General features: G+C 42.9%; 20 protein-coding genes. 14 read left to right on the top strand and 6 right to left on the bottom strand.

From position 1 onward, the window contains the following. Positions 1–205 precede the first annotated feature (205 nt). The 3 genes from PCY07_RS01975 to coaA form a co-directional block, all read right to left on the bottom strand. A complete protein-coding gene (locus PCY07_RS01975; protein ID WP_301356393.1) occupies positions 206–715 on the bottom strand; it encodes a DNA topology modulation protein in 510 nt (169 codons plus the stop codon). A 66-nt stretch (positions 716–781) separates the two neighbouring features. Continuing rightward, positions 782–1030 carry a 30S ribosomal protein S20 gene (rpsT, locus tag PCY07_RS01970; protein WP_003007640.1) on the bottom strand — a complete coding sequence of 83 codons (249 nt, stop codon included), beginning with the start codon at positions 1028–1030 and terminating at the stop codon, positions 782–784. A 96-nt stretch (positions 1031–1126) separates the two neighbouring features. Then, positions 1127–2047 (bottom strand): type I pantothenate kinase, encoded by a 921-nt coding sequence (coaA, locus tag PCY07_RS01965; protein WP_003014749.1) that lies wholly within the window; start codon positions 2045–2047, stop codon positions 1127–1129. Between the two features lie 90 nt (positions 2048–2137). Here coaA and PCY07_RS01960 point away from each other — a divergent pair, with 90 nt between their 5' ends. From PCY07_RS01960 to PCY07_RS01895, 14 genes are all read left to right on the top strand, one after another. Then, complete coding sequence (locus PCY07_RS01960) at positions 2138–2731, top strand: class I SAM-dependent methyltransferase (protein ID WP_301356397.1); 594 nt, start codon at positions 2138–2140, stop codon at positions 2729–2731. Continuing rightward, complete coding sequence (locus PCY07_RS01955) at positions 2728–4005, top strand: pyrimidine-nucleoside phosphorylase (RefSeq protein WP_301356398.1); 1278 nt, start codon at positions 2728–2730, stop codon at positions 4003–4005. Before PCY07_RS01960 ends, PCY07_RS01955 begins: the two co-directional genes overlap by 4 nt. Before the next feature lie 17 nt (positions 4006–4022). Next, on the top strand, positions 4023–4685 hold the full coding sequence (deoC, locus tag PCY07_RS01950) for a deoxyribose-phosphate aldolase (protein WP_301356399.1): 663 nt from the start codon (positions 4023–4025) through the stop codon (positions 4683–4685). Then, positions 4672–5061 carry a cytidine deaminase gene (locus PCY07_RS01945; RefSeq protein WP_049491822.1) on the top strand — a complete coding sequence of 130 codons (390 nt, stop codon included), beginning with the start codon at positions 4672–4674 and terminating at the stop codon, positions 5059–5061. The genes deoC and PCY07_RS01945 overlap by 14 nt, the downstream gene beginning before the upstream one ends. Before the next feature lie 75 nt (positions 5062–5136). Beyond that, positions 5137–6198: a BMP family protein gene (locus PCY07_RS01940; protein ID WP_301356402.1), complete on the top strand. Its 1062-nt coding sequence runs from the start codon at positions 5137–5139 to the stop codon at positions 6196–6198. Between the two features lie 128 nt (positions 6199–6326). Continuing rightward, positions 6327–7862, top strand: a complete 1536-nt coding sequence (locus tag PCY07_RS01935) for an ABC transporter ATP-binding protein (protein WP_301356404.1) — start codon at positions 6327–6329, stop codon at positions 7860–7862. Continuing rightward, complete coding sequence (locus PCY07_RS01930; RefSeq protein ID WP_301356406.1) at positions 7855–8916, top strand: ABC transporter permease; 1062 nt, start codon at positions 7855–7857, stop codon at positions 8914–8916. The genes PCY07_RS01935 and PCY07_RS01930 overlap by 8 nt, the downstream gene beginning before the upstream one ends. Then, positions 8916–9872 carry an ABC transporter permease gene (locus PCY07_RS01925; RefSeq protein ID WP_021153355.1) on the top strand — a complete coding sequence of 319 codons (957 nt, stop codon included), beginning with the start codon at positions 8916–8918 and terminating at the stop codon, positions 9870–9872. Before PCY07_RS01930 ends, PCY07_RS01925 begins: the two co-directional genes overlap by 1 nt. A 120-nt stretch (positions 9873–9992) precedes the next feature. Then, complete coding sequence (locus PCY07_RS01920) at positions 9993–10595, top strand: hypothetical protein (protein WP_301556723.1); 603 nt, start codon at positions 9993–9995, stop codon at positions 10593–10595. Positions 10596–10616: 21 nt separating this feature from the next. Then, the gene (locus tag PCY07_RS01915; RefSeq protein WP_195411970.1) at positions 10617–11252 is read left to right on the top strand and encodes a copper homeostasis protein CutC; all 636 of its coding nucleotides are present in this window, start codon (positions 10617–10619) and stop codon (positions 11250–11252) included. Between the two features lie 103 nt (positions 11253–11355). Next, the gene (locus tag PCY07_RS01910) at positions 11356–12021 is read left to right on the top strand and encodes an MmcQ/YjbR family DNA-binding protein (protein WP_301355023.1); all 666 of its coding nucleotides are present in this window, start codon (positions 11356–11358) and stop codon (positions 12019–12021) included. A gap of 1 nt (position 12022) precedes the next feature. Next, positions 12023–13777, top strand: a complete 1755-nt coding sequence (locus tag PCY07_RS01905; RefSeq protein ID WP_301355024.1) for an ABC transporter transmembrane domain-containing protein — start codon at positions 12023–12025, stop codon at positions 13775–13777. Beyond that, positions 13764–15518: an ABC transporter ATP-binding protein gene (locus PCY07_RS01900; protein WP_301355025.1), complete on the top strand. Its 1755-nt coding sequence runs from the start codon at positions 13764–13766 to the stop codon at positions 15516–15518. The genes PCY07_RS01905 and PCY07_RS01900 overlap by 14 nt, the downstream gene beginning before the upstream one ends. Before the next feature lie 92 nt (positions 15519–15610). Beyond that, on the top strand, positions 15611–15859 hold the full coding sequence (locus PCY07_RS01895; RefSeq protein ID WP_003011420.1) for a hypothetical protein: 249 nt from the start codon (positions 15611–15613) through the stop codon (positions 15857–15859). A gap of 18 nt (positions 15860–15877) precedes the next feature. Here the strand turns inward: PCY07_RS01895 and PCY07_RS01890 are convergent, their stop codons facing one another. The 3 genes from PCY07_RS01890 to PCY07_RS01880 all read right to left on the bottom strand — a co-directional run bounded on the left by PCY07_RS01890 (position 15878) and on the right by PCY07_RS01880 (position 18335). Then, a complete protein-coding gene (locus PCY07_RS01890; RefSeq protein WP_301355026.1) occupies positions 15878–17182 on the bottom strand; it encodes a PLP-dependent aminotransferase family protein in 1305 nt (434 codons plus the stop codon). A 63-nt stretch (positions 17183–17245) separates the two neighbouring features. Then, positions 17246–17893, bottom strand: a complete 648-nt coding sequence (locus tag PCY07_RS01885; RefSeq protein ID WP_195311337.1) for a hemolysin III family protein — start codon at positions 17891–17893, stop codon at positions 17246–17248. Continuing rightward, positions 17868–18335, bottom strand: a complete 468-nt coding sequence (locus tag PCY07_RS01880; RefSeq protein WP_003014695.1) for a DUF1836 domain-containing protein — start codon at positions 18333–18335, stop codon at positions 17868–17870. Before PCY07_RS01880 ends, PCY07_RS01885 begins: the two co-directional genes overlap by 26 nt. Positions 18336–18344: the final 9 nt, after the last annotated feature.

Raw genomic sequence — 18344 nt, 5'->3', positions numbered from 1 at the left:
AATTATTGAGCCTAAGGTCTCAATAATTCCGAGTGCCTGAATCGTTATTGTTTCAGGCACTTTACTCACAGTGGAAAGTTTTGGTATTTTCTTGATTCATCTAAAAAATGGAACTCAATTATATTTCTTATCAGAATCGCTTAATTTATTTTACTTTAAAATAGTTTGTCTATATTTTAAGGTTGGGATAGATATCCCAACCTTTTTATTGTATGTTTTTTAGAAACTCATCCAGCTCTTTTTGGTTCTTGAGAGAGATAAATTTTTCGGGGTAGGTGGAGTGGATGTTTTGATACCTTTCTCTAGCACTTTTTGTTCGTCCGTCCCAAAGGATCCAACGGATGAATTCCCAGTCAAAGCGTTCGGGGCAACCTGCCGCCATACTCTCACGGACGCGGCCTTTATAACGGCGGTATCGTTTCCAGCCTCTAAAGAGGCAGTTCCAACGAGAGAAGTTGAGAAAGATAATCTGGTCAGCTTGCTCCATTCTTTCCTCATAGCAGCACCAAGAGTAATTGCCATCAATGACCCAGTCTCTATGATCGCTGAGAAACTGTTTCATCTCTTTCTCCATCCAATCCCGGTCACTGTCTATCCAGCCCGGTCGAAATTGAAGGGTATCCATGTGGAGCTTGGGAATGGAGTAGTGGCGGGATAAGTTTTCAGCCAAGGTAGATTTTCCAGATCCAGAATAGCCGATAATAACAATTTTCATAAGCACCTCTCAAAAATTTAGGCACAAAAAAAGCTCCGGAGAGCTTGATTTTTATGCTGTTCTTGATTAACCAAGTTTCGCTGCAAGACGTGCTTTATCACGGCTAGCTTTGTTCTTGTGGATCAAACCTTTAGTTTCTGCTTTATCGATAGCTGAGCTAGCAGCGCGGTAAAGTTCTTCAGATGGGTTTGCTTCAAAAGCTTTGATTGCAGTACGCATAGCTGATTTTTGAGCTGAGTTTTTTTCGTTTTGTTTAACGTTCAATTCAGCGCGTTTGATAGCTGATTTAATGTTTGCCAAGTTATTCACCTCCATTGATAATCTAACTATCTCATTATATATGAAAAGTTAAGATTTGACAAGCCTAAAATAGCTTTTCCTTAAAAAAGTACCGTTAAAAGGCCATTTTCTCTAGCGTTTGAGATAAATTTCGTCGATTTCATGGTTGGTTGCCTTATGGAGAATCAGATCAGCTCGGTTTCTGGTTGGTTGGATGTAATGTTGCAAGTTGACTAAATTAATGGATTCCCAGACCAGATGGGCCATGTTTAAAACTTCTTCTAGGGGTTGCTCGGTAAAACGATAGTAGTAGTTATTGGGATCATTTTGTGCCAAGGCCAGGAGTTTTTGGAAGCGATCGATATACCAGGATTCGATATCTTTTACCGCAGCGTCTACATAGATTGAAAAATCAAAGAAATCGGTCATATAAAGACTGTCGTTTTGAGGATTTTGGAACACATTAATCCCTTCTACAATGACAAAGTCAGCTGGCAATATCGTTTGCTTTTGATCGGGAACAATGTCATAAATCTCGTGGGAATAGACTGGAATCTCTACGCTTTTATTATTCTTGATTTGGTTAAGAAAATGAAGGAGTAATTCCATATCATAACTTTCTGGAAATCCCTTTCGATTGAGAAGCTCCTGTTCTTTTAAGACAGCGTTGGGATAAAGAAAGCCATCCGTTGTTACCAATTCAACGCTCGAGCCTTCAAAGGTTCGTGACAGCAGGATTTGAAGTAAACGGCTGGTGGTCGATTTCCCAACAGCAACACTCCCTGAAACCCCAATGATAAAGGGTTGGCGTTCACTCGTTTTTTGAAGAAAAATACCTTTTGAGAAGGCCAAATCTTCTTTGGAACGCTTGTAGATTCCAATCAGGTTTGTCAAAGGCAGGTAGACGTCTCGTACATCTTGGAGGTTGATGCGGTCGTTAAAACTTTTAATAGAATTGAGCTCTGTTTGAGAGAGAGGTGGGGTGGTTTTGCGGTGCAAATTTTGCCACGTTTCCCGATTAATTTTTTCAAAATGTAGAAATTCTTTGTCCATATGTCACTCCTATTGTAGTCTTTAGTATACCAATTTTTAGAGGTCATGTAAACGATTTAAAAAAGGAATGAATTATGATAAAATAACCTTATGAGTAAAATGTATTTTGATGTAAACCCAGATGCAGCCCATGATATTCATGATCTGGCTGTTGTTTTATTGGGGCAAAAGATGAATTTCTATACAGACGCCGGCGTCTTTAGTAAAAAAATGATTGACTATGGAAGCCAGGTCCTCTTATCAAGCCTGGATTTTCAAGAAGGAGAAAGTGTCCTCGATGTTGGCTGTGGCTATGGTCCGATCGGCCTCTCTTTAGCTAAAGTCCAGGGAGTTACCGTGACCATGGTCGATGTTAATGAGAGGGCGCTGGACTTGGCTAAGAAAAATGCCAACCGAAATGGTGTGGAAGCCCAGATCTTTTCTTCAGATGTCTATGAAGCAGTAGTAGGGGTCTTTGACCATGTGATTAGTAATCCTCCGATCCGAGCCGGTAAGAAAGTGGTTCACCAAGTGATCACCGGTAGTTTTGAACATTTGAAACCAGGTGGAGACTTGACCATTGTCATTCAGAAAAAACAAGGGGCTCCGAGCGCTAAGGCCAAGATGGAAGATTCGTTTGGCAATTGTGAAATCGTAAAAAAAGACAAAGGCTATTATATTTTAAGAAGTGAGAAAGAATCATGAGAGCAGTAGATATCATTCAGAAAAAAATAGATGGTCTTGCCTTAAACAAGGAAGAAATTGAATGGCTGATTGAGGGCTATGTGGCTGGAACAGTACCAGATTACCAAATGTCTGCTTTTGCTATGGCCGTTTATTTTAAAGGGATGACGACAGAAGAAATCTCCCATATGACCATGAAGATGGTCCAAACGGGGCAACAGTTTGATTTGTCAGCTATTCCAGGGATCAAGGTGGACAAACATTCGACTGGTGGTGTGGGAGACAAGGTGACCTTGGTCTTGGTGCCTCTGGTTGCAAGTTTCGGAGTACCAGTTGCTAAAATGAGCGGTCGTGGCTTAGGCCACACAGGTGGAACCATCGATAAGTTGGAATCCATTAAAGGCTTCCAGATTGAACGGACCCAAGAGGAATTTATCCAGCAGGTGCAGGAGATCGGCTTATCGGTCATTGGTCAATCCGACCAACTTGTAAAAGCAGACAAACTTTTGTATGCTCTTCGTGACGTGACGGCGACAGTGGATACCATTCCATTGATTGCTAGCTCCGTTATGAGTAAGAAAATTGCTGCTGGTGCTGATGCCATTCTTTTGGACGTGACGGTAGGCGAGGGTGCCTTTATGAAGAATATTGAGGATGCTCGTCGCTTAGCACGTACCATGGTGGATCTCGGTAATGCCGTAGGGCGCAAGACAATCGCTGTCATTACAGATATGAGCCAACCTTTGGGAACCAGTATTGGCAATCGTTTAGAGATTTTGGAAGCCCTCGATATTCTGAAAGGACAGGGGCGTGCTGATGTCACAGAGTTTATTTGTGAGTTGGCGCAAATCATGTTGAAATTGGCCAATGTAGATCAATCGATTGAAGCCATCCATGAACACTTGAGCAATGGACAAGCCTTAGCGAAGTTTGAGGAAATGGTTGTGGCTCAAGGTGGAGACTTAGAAGATTTGCATCGTCCTGTCAAAGTGGATCAGGTCCTTGAAGTAACAGCAGATCAAGATGGCGTTATTGCTGCTTTACCTGCCATGGAGTTTGGCTTGTTTGCTATGCGCCTGGGTGCTGGCCGTGCTGTCAAATCAGATCCCCTCGATTACGAAACAGGGATTGTATTTGATAAAAAAGTGGGAGAGCGCGTCAAAAAAGGGGAACGCATTGCGCGCATTTTCATGAATGAAAAAAATTCACAAGAAAGCGTTACAGAATTCAAAAAAAATGTTAAAATACTAGAAAAGGCTGAAAGCGTTAAAGAAATTATTGAAATAATATCTTAAGCAACTCAGGAGATTGTATGAAGTTAAATAAATATATCGATCACACTCTTTTAAAACCAGATGCGCAACAAGAACAGATCGAAAAGCTGATCGAAGAAGCTAAGGCTTATGGTTTTGCGAGTGTCTGTGTGAACCCGACATGGGTGAATTTTGCGGCTGAGGGCTTGTACGATTCAGACGTTAAAGTTTGTACCGTTATTGGTTTTCCTTTGGGAGCAAATACACCATTTGTCAAAGCGTGTGAAACAAAAAATGCTATTCAAAATGGTGCCGATGAAATTGACATGGTCATTAATATCGGAGCCTTGAAGTCTAAGAATTTAGCAATAGTTGAGGAAGATATACAAGCGGTAGTCGATGCGAGCGGGGATAAGCTGGTCAAAGTCATCATTGAGACGTGTCTCTTAACAGACGATGAAAAGGTCGTTGCTTGCCAAATTGCTAAAGCGGCTGGGGCAGACTTTGTGAAGACTTCAACTGGCTTCTCAACTGGAGGAGCAACGGTTGAAGATGTGGCCTTAATGCGTCAAACTGTTGGACCCGACATGGGTGTTAAAGCTTCTGGTGGTGCTCGCTCTTATGAAGATGTTCTTGCTTTTATCGAAGCAGGTGCGACCCGTATTGGGACTTCTTCTGGTGTAGCCATCATGGAAGGAAAGGTGGCTCATGGCGACTACTGAGTTGATCAACTTAGCAGTTGAAGTGAGTCAACAAGCCTATGTGCCTTACTCTCATTTCCCAATTGGAGCTGTACTGCTAACAAAGGATGGAGAAATCTATACAGGGGTCAATATCGAAAATGCCAGTTTTGGATTAACCAACTGTGGAGAACGGACAGCTATTTTTAAAGCAGTTTCTGAGGGAGCTCGCGAATTTCAAGAGCTCATTATCTACGGGCAAACAGAAAAGCCCATCTCTCCGTGTGGTGCTTGTCGCCAGGTCATGGCTGAATTTTTTGAGCCAGACCTTCCTGTAACCTTAGTATCTAAAGATAAATCGACGGTCGTGATGACGGTCAAGGAATTACTTCCATATTCCTTTACAGACTTGACTTAATGGGTCTGTGAGGCGGTCTTTTGACCCTTTCAATACTTCGCAACAATGTTGCACAATAATTTAGGAGGTTCAGTAATGAACAAGAAACAATGGCTAGGCCTTGGTCTAGTAACTGTCGCTGCTATCGGACTTGCAGCATGTGGAAATCGTGCGTCTAAAAAAGATAGCGCTAACTCAGAATCTAAAGCAGATTTGAAAGTTGCTATCGTTACCGATACTGGTGGTGTGGATGACAAATCATTCAACCAATCTGCTTGGGAAGGTTTGCAAGCTTGGGGTAAAGAAAACGGTCTTTCTAAAGGGAACGGATTTGACTACTTCCAATCAACAGATCAATCTCAATATGCGACAAACCTTGATGAAGCTGTTTCTAACGACTACAAATTGATCTTTGGTGTTGGTTTTGCCTTGAGCGACTCTATTAAAAAAGCTGCAAAAGACAACGAAGATGTGAACTATGTCATCATCGATGACCGTATTGAAGGACAAAAGAACGTAGCATCTGCTGTTTATGCCGATAACGAAGCTGGTTACCTTGCTGGTATCGCTGCTGCGAAAACTACAAAAACTAAACAAGTTGGTTTTGTAGGTGGTATGGAAAGTGAAGTTATCACTCGTTTCCGCGCTGGATTTGAAGCTGGTGTTAAATCTGTTGACCCATCTATCAAAGTTCAAGTAGACTACGCTGGTTCATTCGGTGACTCTGCTAAAGGTAAAACAATTGCCGCTGCACAATACGCTGCAGGTGCAGACGTTATCTACCAAGTAGCTGGTGGTACTGGTGCAGGTGTCTTCTCTGAAGCTAAAGACTTGAACGAGAAGAAAAATGAAGACGAAAAAGTTTGGGTTCTTGGTGTTGACCGTGACCAAAAAGCTGAAGGTGAATACACTTCTAAAGATGGCAAAAAATCTAACTTCGTATTGGCTTCAAGCTTGAAGAAAGTCGGAGAATCTGTAAAAGACTTAGCTAAGAAAGCTGCTGACGGTAAATTCCCTGGCGGTAAAGTGATTACTTATAGCTTGAAAGATGGTGGAGTTGATTTGACAACCGACAACCTTTCTGCAGATGCTAAAAAAGCTGTCGAAGATGCCAAAGCTAAAATCCTTGATGGGTCTCTTAAAGTTCCTGAAAAATAATATTTGATTGGAGCGGCCCTCCCTTTAAGGGCCGTTTCTTTTAAAGTGAGACATTTTTGTCTCAATAAAATCTGTTAGTCACCTAGCAGATTTTATTGAAATAAAAAAATTTTGAAAGGAAACACCCCATGACACATGAATATGTCATCGAAATGCGTGAGATTACCAAAAAATTTGGTGACTTTGTAGCAAATGATAAGATTAATCTTCAGTTGCGCAAAGGTGAAATCCATGCACTTCTTGGAGAAAATGGTGCAGGGAAATCTACACTGATGAATATGCTGGCTGGTTTATTGGAACCAACAAGCGGAGACATCGTGGTAAATGGAAAAACTGTTAACCTAGACTCACCTTCAAAAGCAGCTTCTTTAGGAATTGGAATGGTACACCAACACTTTATGTTGGTTGAAGCTTTTACAGTTGCTGAAAATATTATCCTTGGTTCTGAAACCACTAAACATGGTGTTTTGGACCTTAAAAAAGCCAGTCAAGATATCCTTGAGTTGTCTAAAAAATATGGCTTGGCAGTAGATCCAAATGCCAAAGTTGAGGATATTTCCGTTGGTGCGCAGCAACGTGTGGAAATCTTAAAGACGCTTTATCGTGGAGCCGACATCCTGATCTTCGATGAACCAACTGCGGTGTTGACACCAGCTGAAATCGAAGAATTGATGACAATCATGAAGAACTTGGCGAATGAAGGAAAATCTATCATCTTGATTACGCACAAGTTGGATGAAATCCGTGCTGTTTCAGACCGAGTTACGGTTATCCGTCGTGGTAAATCCATTGAAACAGTTGAGATTGGTGGAGCTACTAACCAAGACTTGGCCGAAATGATGGTCGGCCGTTCTGTTTCCTTTAAGACTGAAAAAGGTCCTTCTGAACCGAAAGAAGTCGTCTTGTCGATTGAAAACTTGGTTGTAAACGAAAACCGGGGTGTCCCAGCTGTTAAGAATCTTTCACTGGAACTTCGTGCTGGTGAAGTCGTCGGGATTGCAGGGATTGATGGAAATGGTCAGTCTGAGTTGATCCAAGCGATTACAGGTCTACGGAAGGTAAAATCCGGTTCAATCAAGATTAAAGGCAAGGACGTTGTAGGACTTCGCCCACGTCAAATCACAGAAATGAAGGTAGGGCACGTCCCTGAAGACCGTCATCGTGATGGATTAGTCCTTGATATGATGATCTCTGAAAACATTGCCCTTCAAACCTACTATAAAGAACCTCTTAGCAAGAATGGTATTTTGAATTATCCAAATATTACCTCTTATGCCAAGAAGTTGATGGAAGAGTTTGACGTTCGTGCAGCCAGTGAAGTGGTACCAGCTAAGGCTCTCTCTGGAGGGAACCAGCAAAAAGCCATTATCGCTCGGGAAATTGATCGTGATCCAGATCTCTTGATCGTTAGTCAGCCGACTCGTGGATTGGACGTTGGAGCGATCGAATATATCCACAAACGTTTGATTCAAGAACGGGATAATGGAAAAGCCGTTCTGGTTGTCAGCTTTGAATTAGATGAAATTTTGAATGTTTCTGACCGTATTGCGGTTATTCATGATGGGAAGATCCAAGGGATCGTAACCCCTGAAACAACGAATAAGCAAGAACTTGGAATCCTCATGGCAGGAGGCCAAGTAAAGGAGGGAGCATCAAATGAATAAGAATTTAAAACAAATTGCCGTTCCATTGGTGTCTGTCCTTTTAGGATTGGTCTTGGGTGCCATTATTATGTGGGCCTTCAGCTATGATGCCCTTTGGGGATATGAATTGCTGTTTAAGAAAGCCTTTGGTTCGATGAAGAGTTGGGGAAATATTTCCCGTGCCATGGGGCCACTGATTTTAGTTGCTCTTGGATTTTCAGTAGCTAGCCGAGCCGGCTTCTTTAACGTTGGACTTCCTGGTCAGGCTTTTGCAGGATGGATCATGGCGACTTGGTTTGCCCTTTCTTTCCCAAATATGCCTCGTTTACTAATGATTCCGATGACCGTTTTGATTGCGGCGATCGCAGGTGGATTTATTGGAGCGATTCCTGGTTTCCTTCGTGCCTATCTCGGAACCAGTGAGGTCATCATCACCATTATGATGAACTACATTGTTCTCTATGGTGGGAATGCCTTGATTCATAGCTTCCCAGCTTCCTTGATGGAAAACAAGGACTCAACCATTGATGTGGGAGCCAACGCTGTCTACCAGACGGAGTGGTTGCGTAATTTGACGGACAAATCACAAATGAACATCGGGATCTTCTTTGCCATCATCGCATTGGTGGTCATCTGGTTCTTGATGAAGAAAACTACACTTGGGTTTGAAATCCGTGCCGTTGGTCTCAATGCGAATGCGGCGGAATACGCAGGGATGTCTGCAAAACGGACCATTATCCTTTCTATGATCATTTCTGGTGCTCTTGCTGGTATCGGTGGGGTAGTAGAAGGTCTGGGGATTTACTCAAATGTCTACGTTCAAACCAGCTCAATGAGTGTTGGATTTAACGGTATGGCCGTTGCCCTTCTTGCGATGAATTCACCAATTGGTATTCCATTTGCTGCCTTCTTGTTTGGAGCGCTTCAAATTGGAGGAGTTGGTATGAAGCCAGCTGCAATCCCTGAAGAAGTCGTTCAAATTGTGACAGCATCCATTATCTTCTTCGTATGTGCCCACTACATTATCGAAAAAATGATCTCGATGCGTTCAGCTAAAAAAGGAGGAGCAAACTAATGAGTATTGTAACGATTTTAAGTATTCTTGTTTCCTCTATGATTGTGTATGCAGCGCCGCTGATCTTCACAAGTATCGGAGGAGCATACTCAGAACACGCTGGGGTTGTTAACGTTGGTCTGGAAGGAATCATGGTTATGGGAGCCTTCTCAGGTATTATCTTTAACTTGACTTTTGAGCCTGAGTTAGGAAGTTTGACACCATGGTTGTCCTTGATCGTTGCTGCAGGGATTGGAGTACTCTTCTCCTTGATCCACGCGGTGGCAACCATTCATTTCCGTGCTGACCATATCGTCTCAGGTACAGTATTGAACTTGATGGCACCTCCACTTGCGGTCTTCCTTGTTAAAGCGATGTACAACAAGGGACAAACTGATAATATCAAAGTTGCCTTCGGGAAAACATCCATTCCGGTCTTATCTAAAATTCCGGTGATTGGAGATATCTTCTTCAACAATGCCAGCATCATCGGTTGGGTTGCGATTCTCTTTTCATTCTTTGCTTGGTTTATCATGTTCAAGACGAAGTTTGGATTGCGTCTTCGTTCAGTTGGGGAACACCCACAAGCAGCAGATACATTGGGAATCAATGTATATAGAATGCGCTACTTAGGAGTGATGATCTCAGGTGCCCTAGCAGGAATCGGAGGAGCTATTTACGCTCAGTCAGTTTCTGTTAACTTCGCGGTGACTACTATTGTAGGTCCTGGATTTATCGCCCTTGCGGCCATGATTTTCGGGAAATGGAACCCTATCGGGGCCATGCTGGCTAGTCTCTTCTTTGGAGCTTCTCAAAGTTTGGCTGTTATCGGGAATCAATTGCCTTTGCTTAAAGGTATCCCATCCATTTACTTGCAAATTGCGCCTTACGTCTTGACCATGGTTGTCTTGGCTGCCTTCTTTGGACAAGCAGTTGCGCCAAAAGCAGATGGTGTTAATTACATTAAATCGAAATAATGTACAGAGAGATGCGAGGTTTCCTCGGTCTCTTTTGCTTTGTAAAGGCCCCTAATAGTCGCAATTTCTTTAGATTTAGGGTACAATAAGAATACAACTTTTCACGTATTGGAGGAGCAGATGTTTAAGTGGATGAAACGCCTGATTGGCATGGTGATCGTTTTATTTATTCTATTAGTGATCTTGTTGGTTCCTGGATCTATTCCTGAAGGGGAGCAGCTGAGAAATGTGCAGGCAGGGAGTTCTTTGATTGAACTGGCTCAAAATGCTGTTTCAAATGCCTCTGTGAGCACTGAAGGGGTCTCAACTGAGCTAAGTCTCAATTCTGTACAATTAAGTCAGGTCGTAAAAACAAGTGCTGGATCCGCCCTTGACAATTCTGACTATCAAAAGATGGCACTAGGAATGGATGGCAATGACCTTCACGTCAAAGTTCCTGTTTCCTTAGGACCAGTTGATAGCTATCTAGATTTAACCATGACCGGTCAAGTTGAAAACAATGTCATGAATTTGACTGTGACCGGTGCTAAATTAGGGAAAATGCCCATTCCAAAATTCTTGGTTCTCAACTATTTGAAGGATCAATCCAATCAAAATGGAGGTGGCTTCACAGTGAATGGTGATCAAATCACCCTTGAGATCCCTCAAGCAGGCTATAGTATCTCAAAAGCGAGAGTGGAAAATGGCAATGCTAAGGTAACTGTTAGTATATCCTTGTTTTAAGTCTTTGTAATTGGAGTTGTCATGCTTGTCTTTGAATTTTGTGCAGAGAATTTAACTTATATTGATAAGGCGATTGCTGCTGGGGCAGGTCGCATTGAACTGTGCGACAACCTGGCAGTAGGTGGGACCACACCGAGTATAGGTGTGATCAATGAAGCAATCAAACTGACAAGAGAGAAGTCTGTGGATCTATGTGTCATTATTCGGCCCCGTGGTGGCGATTTTGTCTACACTGAGCTGGAAGTCGAAGCTATGCTGACGGATATTCGTGCTGCGAAAGAAATAGGGGTTACTTCTTTTGTGCTGGGTGCGCTGACGAGCGATCGAAAGTTGGACCAGAGGGTCATGCAGCTTTTACTAGCAGCCTGTGGAGAGGCAGAGGTGGTCTTTCATATGGCCTTTGATGAGTTAGCTCATACAGATCAGCTAGAAGCGATTGAGTGGCTTTCTGATCAGGGTGTAGCCCGCATTTTAACACGAGCTGGAAGTCCAGGTGATCCTCTAGAGCAACGTTTTGTACACTATCATCGTTTATTAGATGCCGCTAAGGGAAAGATTCAGATCCTGCCAGGTGGGGGTGTGACTCTTGACAATCGTCAGCTCTTTTTGGAGCAATTGGGCGTTTGTCAACTGCATGGCACGCGCATCGTGTTTTAAAAAAGAAACGATCACTGCTTGAAGTAGTTTTGAAGATCCGTTATCAAGGTTGGGGACGTTGTTTCCAGCCTCTTCTAGTGCAAAAATGAATAAGGGAGAGAAAATGTTTTTAGAGCATTATTTTGACCGCTACACCTTTCAGCCAGAAAAGGGATTGGCTTATGGATTTGAAAAGAGAGAAGCAGGCTATGCGTACCAGTGCCCCGTCTTATCGGACACTTTTCTCTTAAAGGTCCAGGTCTACGACCATAAGATTTCTTTTCAGGTCTATGATCAGGATACAGGGGACGAGTATATCCAGATCCATCTGGAACAGCTACGAGGAAATTTCGTTGGCCAAGTCAGGGAAGCCTGCCAGGAAAGTCTTGCAAGGATCCGCCAAGCTTGTTTTGAGGTTGAAGAATTTCTCTATCCTCAAGCCAAGCGTCTCATGGCCTATATCTCCCTGCACTATCAGGGAACGATTGAGTATTTGTGGGAGAGATCTCCGGAATCCGGTGCTATTCGACATCGAGACACCCTTAAGTGGTATGGTGTCTTTATGACCATTGATTGGAAAAAACTGGATGCTGGCAAGTCTGGGAAAATAGAAGTCTTAAATGTCAAGTCTGACCAAGTAGCCCATTTCATCCAGCAGAAAGGGATTTATCCAGCTTTTCATATGAATAAAAAATATTGGGTGAGTATCCCCTTAGATGGAACAATTGCTGATGAGGAGTTGTTTGCTCTAGTGGATAGTAGTTGGCAACTCACAAAAAAGGGGAAATAAGATGAATCTGTTGAGGAAATTATCTTGGTTTTTTAATTTAGAGAAGAAGCGATACTTGATCGGGATAGGGTCCTTGATCTTGGTTAGCTTTTTAAATCTCATTCCTCCAAGAATCATGGGCCTTGTGATCGATTTGATCGATAAAAGAAAGCTGACACTGGGGCAGTTAGTTATGGATATTGCCCTTTTGGTCCTCGCAGCTCTAGCCATGTATGGCCTTCGTTTTGTTTGGAGACGCTATATTTTTGGGACGGCCAATAAGTTGGCTCGGATCTTGCGTTACCGTTTGTTTAAGCAATTTACGCTTATGTCTCCGTCTTTTTATCAGCGTTATCGCACAGGGGATCTCATGGCCCATGCCACCAATGATATCAATGCGGTGACTATGTTTGCTGGTGGCGGTGTTATGTCTGCTGTAGATGCTTCTGTGACAGCCTTGGTGACCCTAGTCAGCATGTTTTTCATGATTGATTGGCGCTTAACCCTCATAGCTATTTTGCCCCTACCGGTTATGGTGGTAGTGACTTCAGCCATTGGGCGCAAAAACCACAAAGCCTTCAAAGAGGCCCAAGAAGGATTCTCAGAGCTGAACAACTTTGTTCAGGAATCAGTATCAGGAGTCAAGGTGACCAAATCCTTTGGCTTTCAGGCAGATGAGATTCGTGCTTTTGAAAAGACTAATCAAATGGTCTTTTCAAAGAATATGACTTCAGCCGGTTACAATGCTTTGTTTGATCCGACCACTCTTCTTTTTGTCGGTCTCTCCTATGTCTTGACGCTCTACTTCGGGGGGCTATTTGTTCAGGAAGGGAGCCTGACGGTTGGACAAATCGTAACCTTTATTACCTATCTCAATATGCTCGTCTGGCCCCTTCAAGCTATGGGCTTCTTGTTTAATATTAGTCAGCGTGCTAGCGTCTCCTATGATCGGATTGAGACACTTTTAGCAGAAATACCTGATATCCAAGATCCAAGTCAACCAGTCACAGACATTCAAAACGGCGATCTGGAATATGACATTAAAGAATTCGCCTATGAGAAAGAGCCTGTCCTTAAAAAGGTAGCCTTTCATTTAGAAAAAGGGCAAACCCTTGGGATTGTGGGTCCAACTGGATCTGGAAAGACCACCTTGTTGCGTCTCTTACTCAGAGAGCGTGACTTGGAGCAGGGAGCTATCTTTCTAAATGGAATCTCCATCAAAGATTATCGTTTGGAAGACCTGCGTAGTTTGATTGGCTATGTTCCTCAAGATCAGATTCTCTTTGCCATGACTATTCGCAAGAATGTTGCTTTTTCGGATCCACAGATCAAGGAAGAAGAGGTGATAAAAGCGCTAAGAACCTGTGGGGTCTATGAGGATATCTTGGCTATGCCAGACCAGATGGAGACGGTGCTTGGAGAGAGAGGGGTCTCTCTTTCTGGCGGGCAAAAGCAACGGATAGCTATGAGTCGCGCTTTGGTCATGAATCCGGAAATCCTAATTTTGGATGATTCCTTATCTGCAGTAGATGCTAAAACGGAGCACCAGATCATTGAAAATATGAAGCAGGAACGCAAGGGGAAAACAACCATCATCACAGCCCATCGCTTATCCGCTATCGTTCATGCGGATTTGATTCTGGTAATGGAGGGTGGACAGATCAAGGAGCGCGGAAATCACGAGGAATTAATGGCTCAAAAAGGTTGGTACTATGAAACCTACCAAGCCCAACAATTATCAGAAGAAATGGAAGGAAAGCTGAATGAAAACATCTGAAGCTCATGTTATGAAGCGGCTCTTGACTTATATGTGGCGTTATAAATGGTTAACAGGCTTAGCCTTAGCGTTTACCTTCCTGACTAGTCTTTTATTGACGGCGATCCCTCTTTCAGCTCGCTGGTATATTGACCACCTAGTGGATCCAACAGAAGCAGGCTCTCCAGTACTGACAGCTTTTCAGTTTTTGATTCTCTACTATGGGTTATTCATTGGGCGAGTGCTGGCAACTTACCTGAGCCAGTTAACCTTTGCGCGTGTATCCAATTCTATCGTAAGAGACATCCGTCTAGATATTTTCCAAAATCTTCAAAGGCTGGGCATGTCCTTTTATGACCAGACAGCAGCAGGTTCGATTGTTTCGCGTGTGACCAATGATACCCAGGCAGTCGCAGATATGTTTTCTACGGTCTTTTCAAGCCTAGTTTCATCCTTTTTACTCTTTCTAGTCACCCTGGTAACTATGTTTAGCTTGGACTGGCATTTGACCATTTGGATTCTGCCTTTTCTTCCCATCATTTGGTTTTCCATCCGTCTCTATCGCAAGTTATCCAATCGCTTGGTCAAGATGACCCGACAGAAATTATCAGATATCAATGTAAAATTATCGGAATCCATTGAAGGAATGCGGATCGTGCAGGCCTTTCGTCAAGAAAAGCGCTTGACGGATGAATTCGAACAGATTAATGGGGAGCATTTGGATTATGCCAACCGATCTGTGGATGTCAATTCCCTCTTTTTGAGGCCAGCTATGACCCTGTTACAGGTTCTGGCTTATGCGGTTATTCTGACCTTTTTCGGCTTAAATTGGCAGTCCTCAGGCTTTACAGCTGGTCTTATCTATGCCTTTATCCAGTATGTTAGCCAGCTTTTCCAGCCCTTGATTGATGTCACCCAAAATTTTGCAACCTTGCAGACCTCAACCATTTCTGCAGGGCGTGTTTTTGAAATGATGGATCGAGACGACTATGAGCCCAAGCAAGCTGGTAGCCTAAAAGAAATCGAGCGGGGGGATATTCGTTTTGAGCATGTATCTTTTTCTTATGATGGCAAACGGGATGTCCTAAAAGAGATCTCCTTTGAGGTCAAAAACGGACAAACCATTGCCTTTGTTGGCCATACTGGTTCTGGTAAATCCTCTATTATCAATCTCTTCATGCGCTTTTATGAATTTGATCGTGGCCAGATCTTAATTGATGGACAGGATATCAAGGACTATAGCCAGGAAGCCTTGCGCAAGTCCATTGGTCTAGTGTTGCAGGAACCCTTCCTCTATCATGGAACCATTGCTTCTAATATCCGGATGTACCATGAAGAACTGACAGATGAGGAAATCCGACAAGCAGCTACATTTGTGGATGTAGCAGACTTTATTGAGAGTCTACCTGGTGGCTATGATCATCCGGTAACAGAGCGGGGTTCTACCTTATCAACTGGTCAGCGTCAGCTTCTGGCTTTTGCCCGGACCATTGCTGCCCAGCCTAAGATCCTCATTTTGGATGAGGCCACTGCCAATATCGACCAAGAGACGGAAGAGATGATCCAAAATTCTCTGAAGAAGATGCGCCAAGGGCGGACAACCATTGCCATTGCCCATCGCCTTTCTACCATCCAAGATGCCGATTGTATCTATGTTCTCGATAAAGGAAAAATCATCGAATCGGGCAATCACGATCAACTCATTGCTCTAGGAGGAACGTATAAGAAAATGTATGATCTCCAGGCCGGTATGATGAAATAAGGACAAACAAGGTCTAAATACAAATTTAACCTTGTTTTTCTTGCTTGAAAGCTGTAAAATAAAGAAAAGAACAGAAAAAGGGAGCATACACCATGTCAAACGATCTGATTCTGATGGGAGTTGTTATTGTCTTATTTGGACTCTATTTCACTCTTCAAGTCGAGCTTAATAAAGTCAGAAATCAATTCACCCACTATCTTCTAAAACCAGGTAGTATTTCCAAGGAACAAAGAGAGAAGTACCTCAAAGAACCAGAGATGGAAGCGATTCGCCTGATTCGCCTCGATTATCGAATCGGCCTTCAAAATGCCAAACTTGTTTATGAGCAATTGAAGAAATAAGAAAGACCCTCGTATAGTTTATACGAGGGTTTCTCTTTCAAAAAAAGATGTAAGTTTTGGTAAAACGTTGGCAGCATCTGCTGATTGGATCTTGGCGAGTTGATAAGGGCAAGAAGTGATGTAGGCTGCTTCAAAGAAATCAAGCGGGAGTCCACTGTGTTTTAAGGCAGCAAGGGATTGAACTTGGCTGAGTTCTAAAAGGATCCCATCGTGGGTCAGGGTCAGATGAGGAAGAAGAGGAGATTGGGTCATCAAGGTCTTTAGACTGGCTTCTTCCTCTTTTTTTCTGGCTAGGAGTCGTTTTTTATTGGTCAGATACATACCGTTATCAATGTAGAGACTCAAGGCCTTTTGCATGATGAGATTACTATCATAGTCCAGAATCGTCTTATAGGTCAAGACTGGCTTTAGAAGGGCTTGGGGAAGGATCATGGAAGTGATGCGAAGAGCAGAAAAGAGATTGGTCGAAAAAGATTTGATGTAGATGACCCGGTTCTTTTGATCCAAATAATGAAAAGATGGAGCATTGCTGCCATCAAGATCTCCCAGATAGTCGTCCTCAACAAGGTAGACATCATATTGGTCAGCTAGTTGCAAGATTGCTTCTTTCTGCTTGGTCGAATAGCTATGACCAAGCGGATAGTGAAAACGAGGGATCGTGTAGAAGAATTTGATATGGCCACTTTTGAAAATCTCTTCAAGTTCCTCGAGATCAATCACCGTTAAGTTTCGTTGAATGGTCCGGTAGGCAAGTTGCTGTGAATCTAAGAGTTGGTTCATCCGATGATAAGTCGGTTGCTCGATCAAGATCTGAGACTTTTTATTGGGAAAGTCAATCTGGCTGAGGATATTAAGCGCCTGCTGAGTACCAGCAGTCAAAACAATCTGATCCGCAGTCGTATAAATCCCTTCCTCCTTTAATAAGCCTTGAATGGATTGGCGTACTTCGAGTAAGCCTGCTTGGTCCGAAAAGTTGTTGAAGAGATAATTCTCCCGTCCAATCAAGGTTTCATTGATACAAGTCCTGAAGTCCTCGAAAGCCTGGTTGCGGTCTTTCTCTAATTTTAGTGGAAGATCCTCATGTCGATCAGGTGCCTGCTCCAAAACATAGTAGCCACTTTGAGGTTTAGCATATAGGAAATGCTGGTAAGTCAAGTCCAGCAAGGCTCGTTGTACCGTGTCCTTACTACAAGAAAATTGACGGGCTAACTGACGAACAGATGGAATTTTCTGTCCGGTTTCTAGTTCACCATCTTGAATAGCCTTTTTTAAAACATGAATAATTTCTTGGTATTTGCTTGTCTTCATCCTGACTGTCCCCATACAGTTTTTTTCTATTGTACAGAAAAAATCACAAAAAAACCACTCTGAAGAGTGGTAGCAGTATTACATAAAGTAAACGATGGCTAAATACTGAAGAGCAGAAGCTGCAAGGATGAAGAGGTGCCAAATCATGTGGAAGTATGGTTTTTTCTTAGCATAAAAGCCAGCTCCAACCGTGTAGCACAGGCCGCCCATGAGCATGAGACCCCAGAAGATCGGATTGGTTTGGCTAACGATTTGGGGAATAATAAAGATGACCAACCAGCCCATGATCAAGTAAAGAGCGAGACTGAACTTTTCATTGACTTTTTTGGCAAAAATTTTATAGAGAATACCAAAGATGGTGGTCCCCCATTGGATCAAAATAATGCTGTAGCCCATCCAGTTGTTCATCAAGGTAAGGACAACCGGTGTGTAACTACCTGCGATCGCGATGTAGATCATGGAATGGTCGATAATACGAAGCACATACTTTTGAGGTGAATCATAAGACATAGCATGGTAGACGGTCGAAGACAGAAACATCAAAAAGAGACTGATCACAAAGATAGAAGTCCCAAAAGCACTGAGAAGACTGTGTTGCTCAAAACTATAGACTGCTGAGATCGGAAGCAAGATCAACATGAGGAGGGCGCCAACAGCATGGGTTACACTATTAGCGATCTCTTCTCCAAAGGATAATTTTTTACTTAGTTTCATGGTGTAATTCATCAGTTTCTTCCTCCGTTTTTACTGGTTGAATATAAGTCAGGGTTTCAAGATAAAGTTGAACCGTCTGACAGGCAGAGCGAATGATAGGAGCGATCGGCTCTTTTTGCTCATTGAGATAAGCGACAAAGCTATTATAGAGAAGATCTGAACTCGCCTGGTCCTGCAAGAAGTTTAAGGTAGAAGCGATCTCCTGAATAGAAAAGACCGTTTTTAAGGTTGTAATAGCAATCAAGCGAGCCACCTGTCTACGCTGGTATTTCTTCTTATCTGGTTTTTCAACATAGCCATGTTTCACGTAATTGTTGATCATGGCAGCCGTCAAGCCCTTGTCTGAAGAAGAGAGAACAGGTGCACAGGTTTTATTGACATAAAGTAGGACCTGATCGAGATAGAGGTCTAGCTCAGGCAGTTGCTCCCACGTTGGATAGGAAAAAGTGGACACTAAATCTTC

Origin of the sequence: Streptococcus sp. SP1 (assembly GCF_030440005.1) — a bacterium.
GTDB classification, from domain to species: domain Bacteria; phylum Bacillota; class Bacilli; order Lactobacillales; family Streptococcaceae; genus Streptococcus; species Streptococcus parasanguinis.
The sequence above is the reverse complement of the archived record's forward strand: the minus strand, read 5'-3'. Positions and strand labels throughout refer to the sequence as shown.

Bases quoted from the DNA above. Each gene is read 5' to 3' on its own strand.
- PCY07_RS01925 (WP_021153355.1), top strand. From the start codon at position 8,916: ATGAGTATTGTAACGATTTTAAGTATTCTTGTTTCCTCTATGATTGTG.
- PCY07_RS01915 (WP_195411970.1), top strand. From the start codon at position 10,617: ATGCTTGTCTTTGAATTTTGTGCAGAGAATTTAACTTATATTGATAAG.
- PCY07_RS01975 (WP_301356393.1), bottom strand. From the start codon at position 715: ATGAAAATTGTTATTATCGGCTATTCTGGATCTGGAAAATCTACCTTG.
- PCY07_RS01935 (WP_301356404.1), top strand. From the start codon at position 6,327: ATGACACATGAATATGTCATCGAAATGCGTGAGATTACCAAAAAATTT.
- PCY07_RS01960 (WP_301356397.1), top strand. From the start codon at position 2,138: ATGAGTAAAATGTATTTTGATGTAAACCCAGATGCAGCCCATGATATT.
- PCY07_RS01900 (WP_301355025.1), top strand. From the start codon at position 13,764: ATGAAAACATCTGAAGCTCATGTTATGAAGCGGCTCTTGACTTATATG.
- PCY07_RS01910 (WP_301355023.1), top strand. From the start codon at position 11,356: ATGTTTTTAGAGCATTATTTTGACCGCTACACCTTTCAGCCAGAAAAG.
- PCY07_RS01890 (WP_301355026.1), bottom strand. From the start codon at position 17,182: ATGGGGACAGTCAGGATGAAGACAAGCAAATACCAAGAAATTATTCAT.
- deoC (WP_301356399.1), top strand. From the start codon at position 4,023: ATGAAGTTAAATAAATATATCGATCACACTCTTTTAAAACCAGATGCG.
- rpsT (WP_003007640.1), bottom strand. From the start codon at position 1,030: ATGGAGGTGAATAACTTGGCAAACATTAAATCAGCTATCAAACGCGCT.
- PCY07_RS01895 (WP_003011420.1), top strand. From the start codon at position 15,611: ATGTCAAACGATCTGATTCTGATGGGAGTTGTTATTGTCTTATTTGGA.
- PCY07_RS01905 (WP_301355024.1), top strand. From the start codon at position 12,023: ATGAATCTGTTGAGGAAATTATCTTGGTTTTTTAATTTAGAGAAGAAG.
- coaA (WP_003014749.1), bottom strand. From the start codon at position 2,047: ATGGACAAAGAATTTCTACATTTTGAAAAAATTAATCGGGAAACGTGG.
- PCY07_RS01930 (WP_301356406.1), top strand. From the start codon at position 7,855: ATGAATAAGAATTTAAAACAAATTGCCGTTCCATTGGTGTCTGTCCTT.
- PCY07_RS01885 (WP_195311337.1), bottom strand. From the start codon at position 17,893: ATGAATTACACCATGAAACTAAGTAAAAAATTATCCTTTGGAGAAGAG.
- PCY07_RS01940 (WP_301356402.1), top strand. From the start codon at position 5,137: ATGAACAAGAAACAATGGCTAGGCCTTGGTCTAGTAACTGTCGCTGCT.
- PCY07_RS01920 (WP_301556723.1), top strand. From the start codon at position 9,993: ATGTTTAAGTGGATGAAACGCCTGATTGGCATGGTGATCGTTTTATTT.
- PCY07_RS01955 (WP_301356398.1), top strand. From the start codon at position 2,728: ATGAGAGCAGTAGATATCATTCAGAAAAAAATAGATGGTCTTGCCTTA.
- PCY07_RS01945 (WP_049491822.1), top strand. From the start codon at position 4,672: ATGGCGACTACTGAGTTGATCAACTTAGCAGTTGAAGTGAGTCAACAA.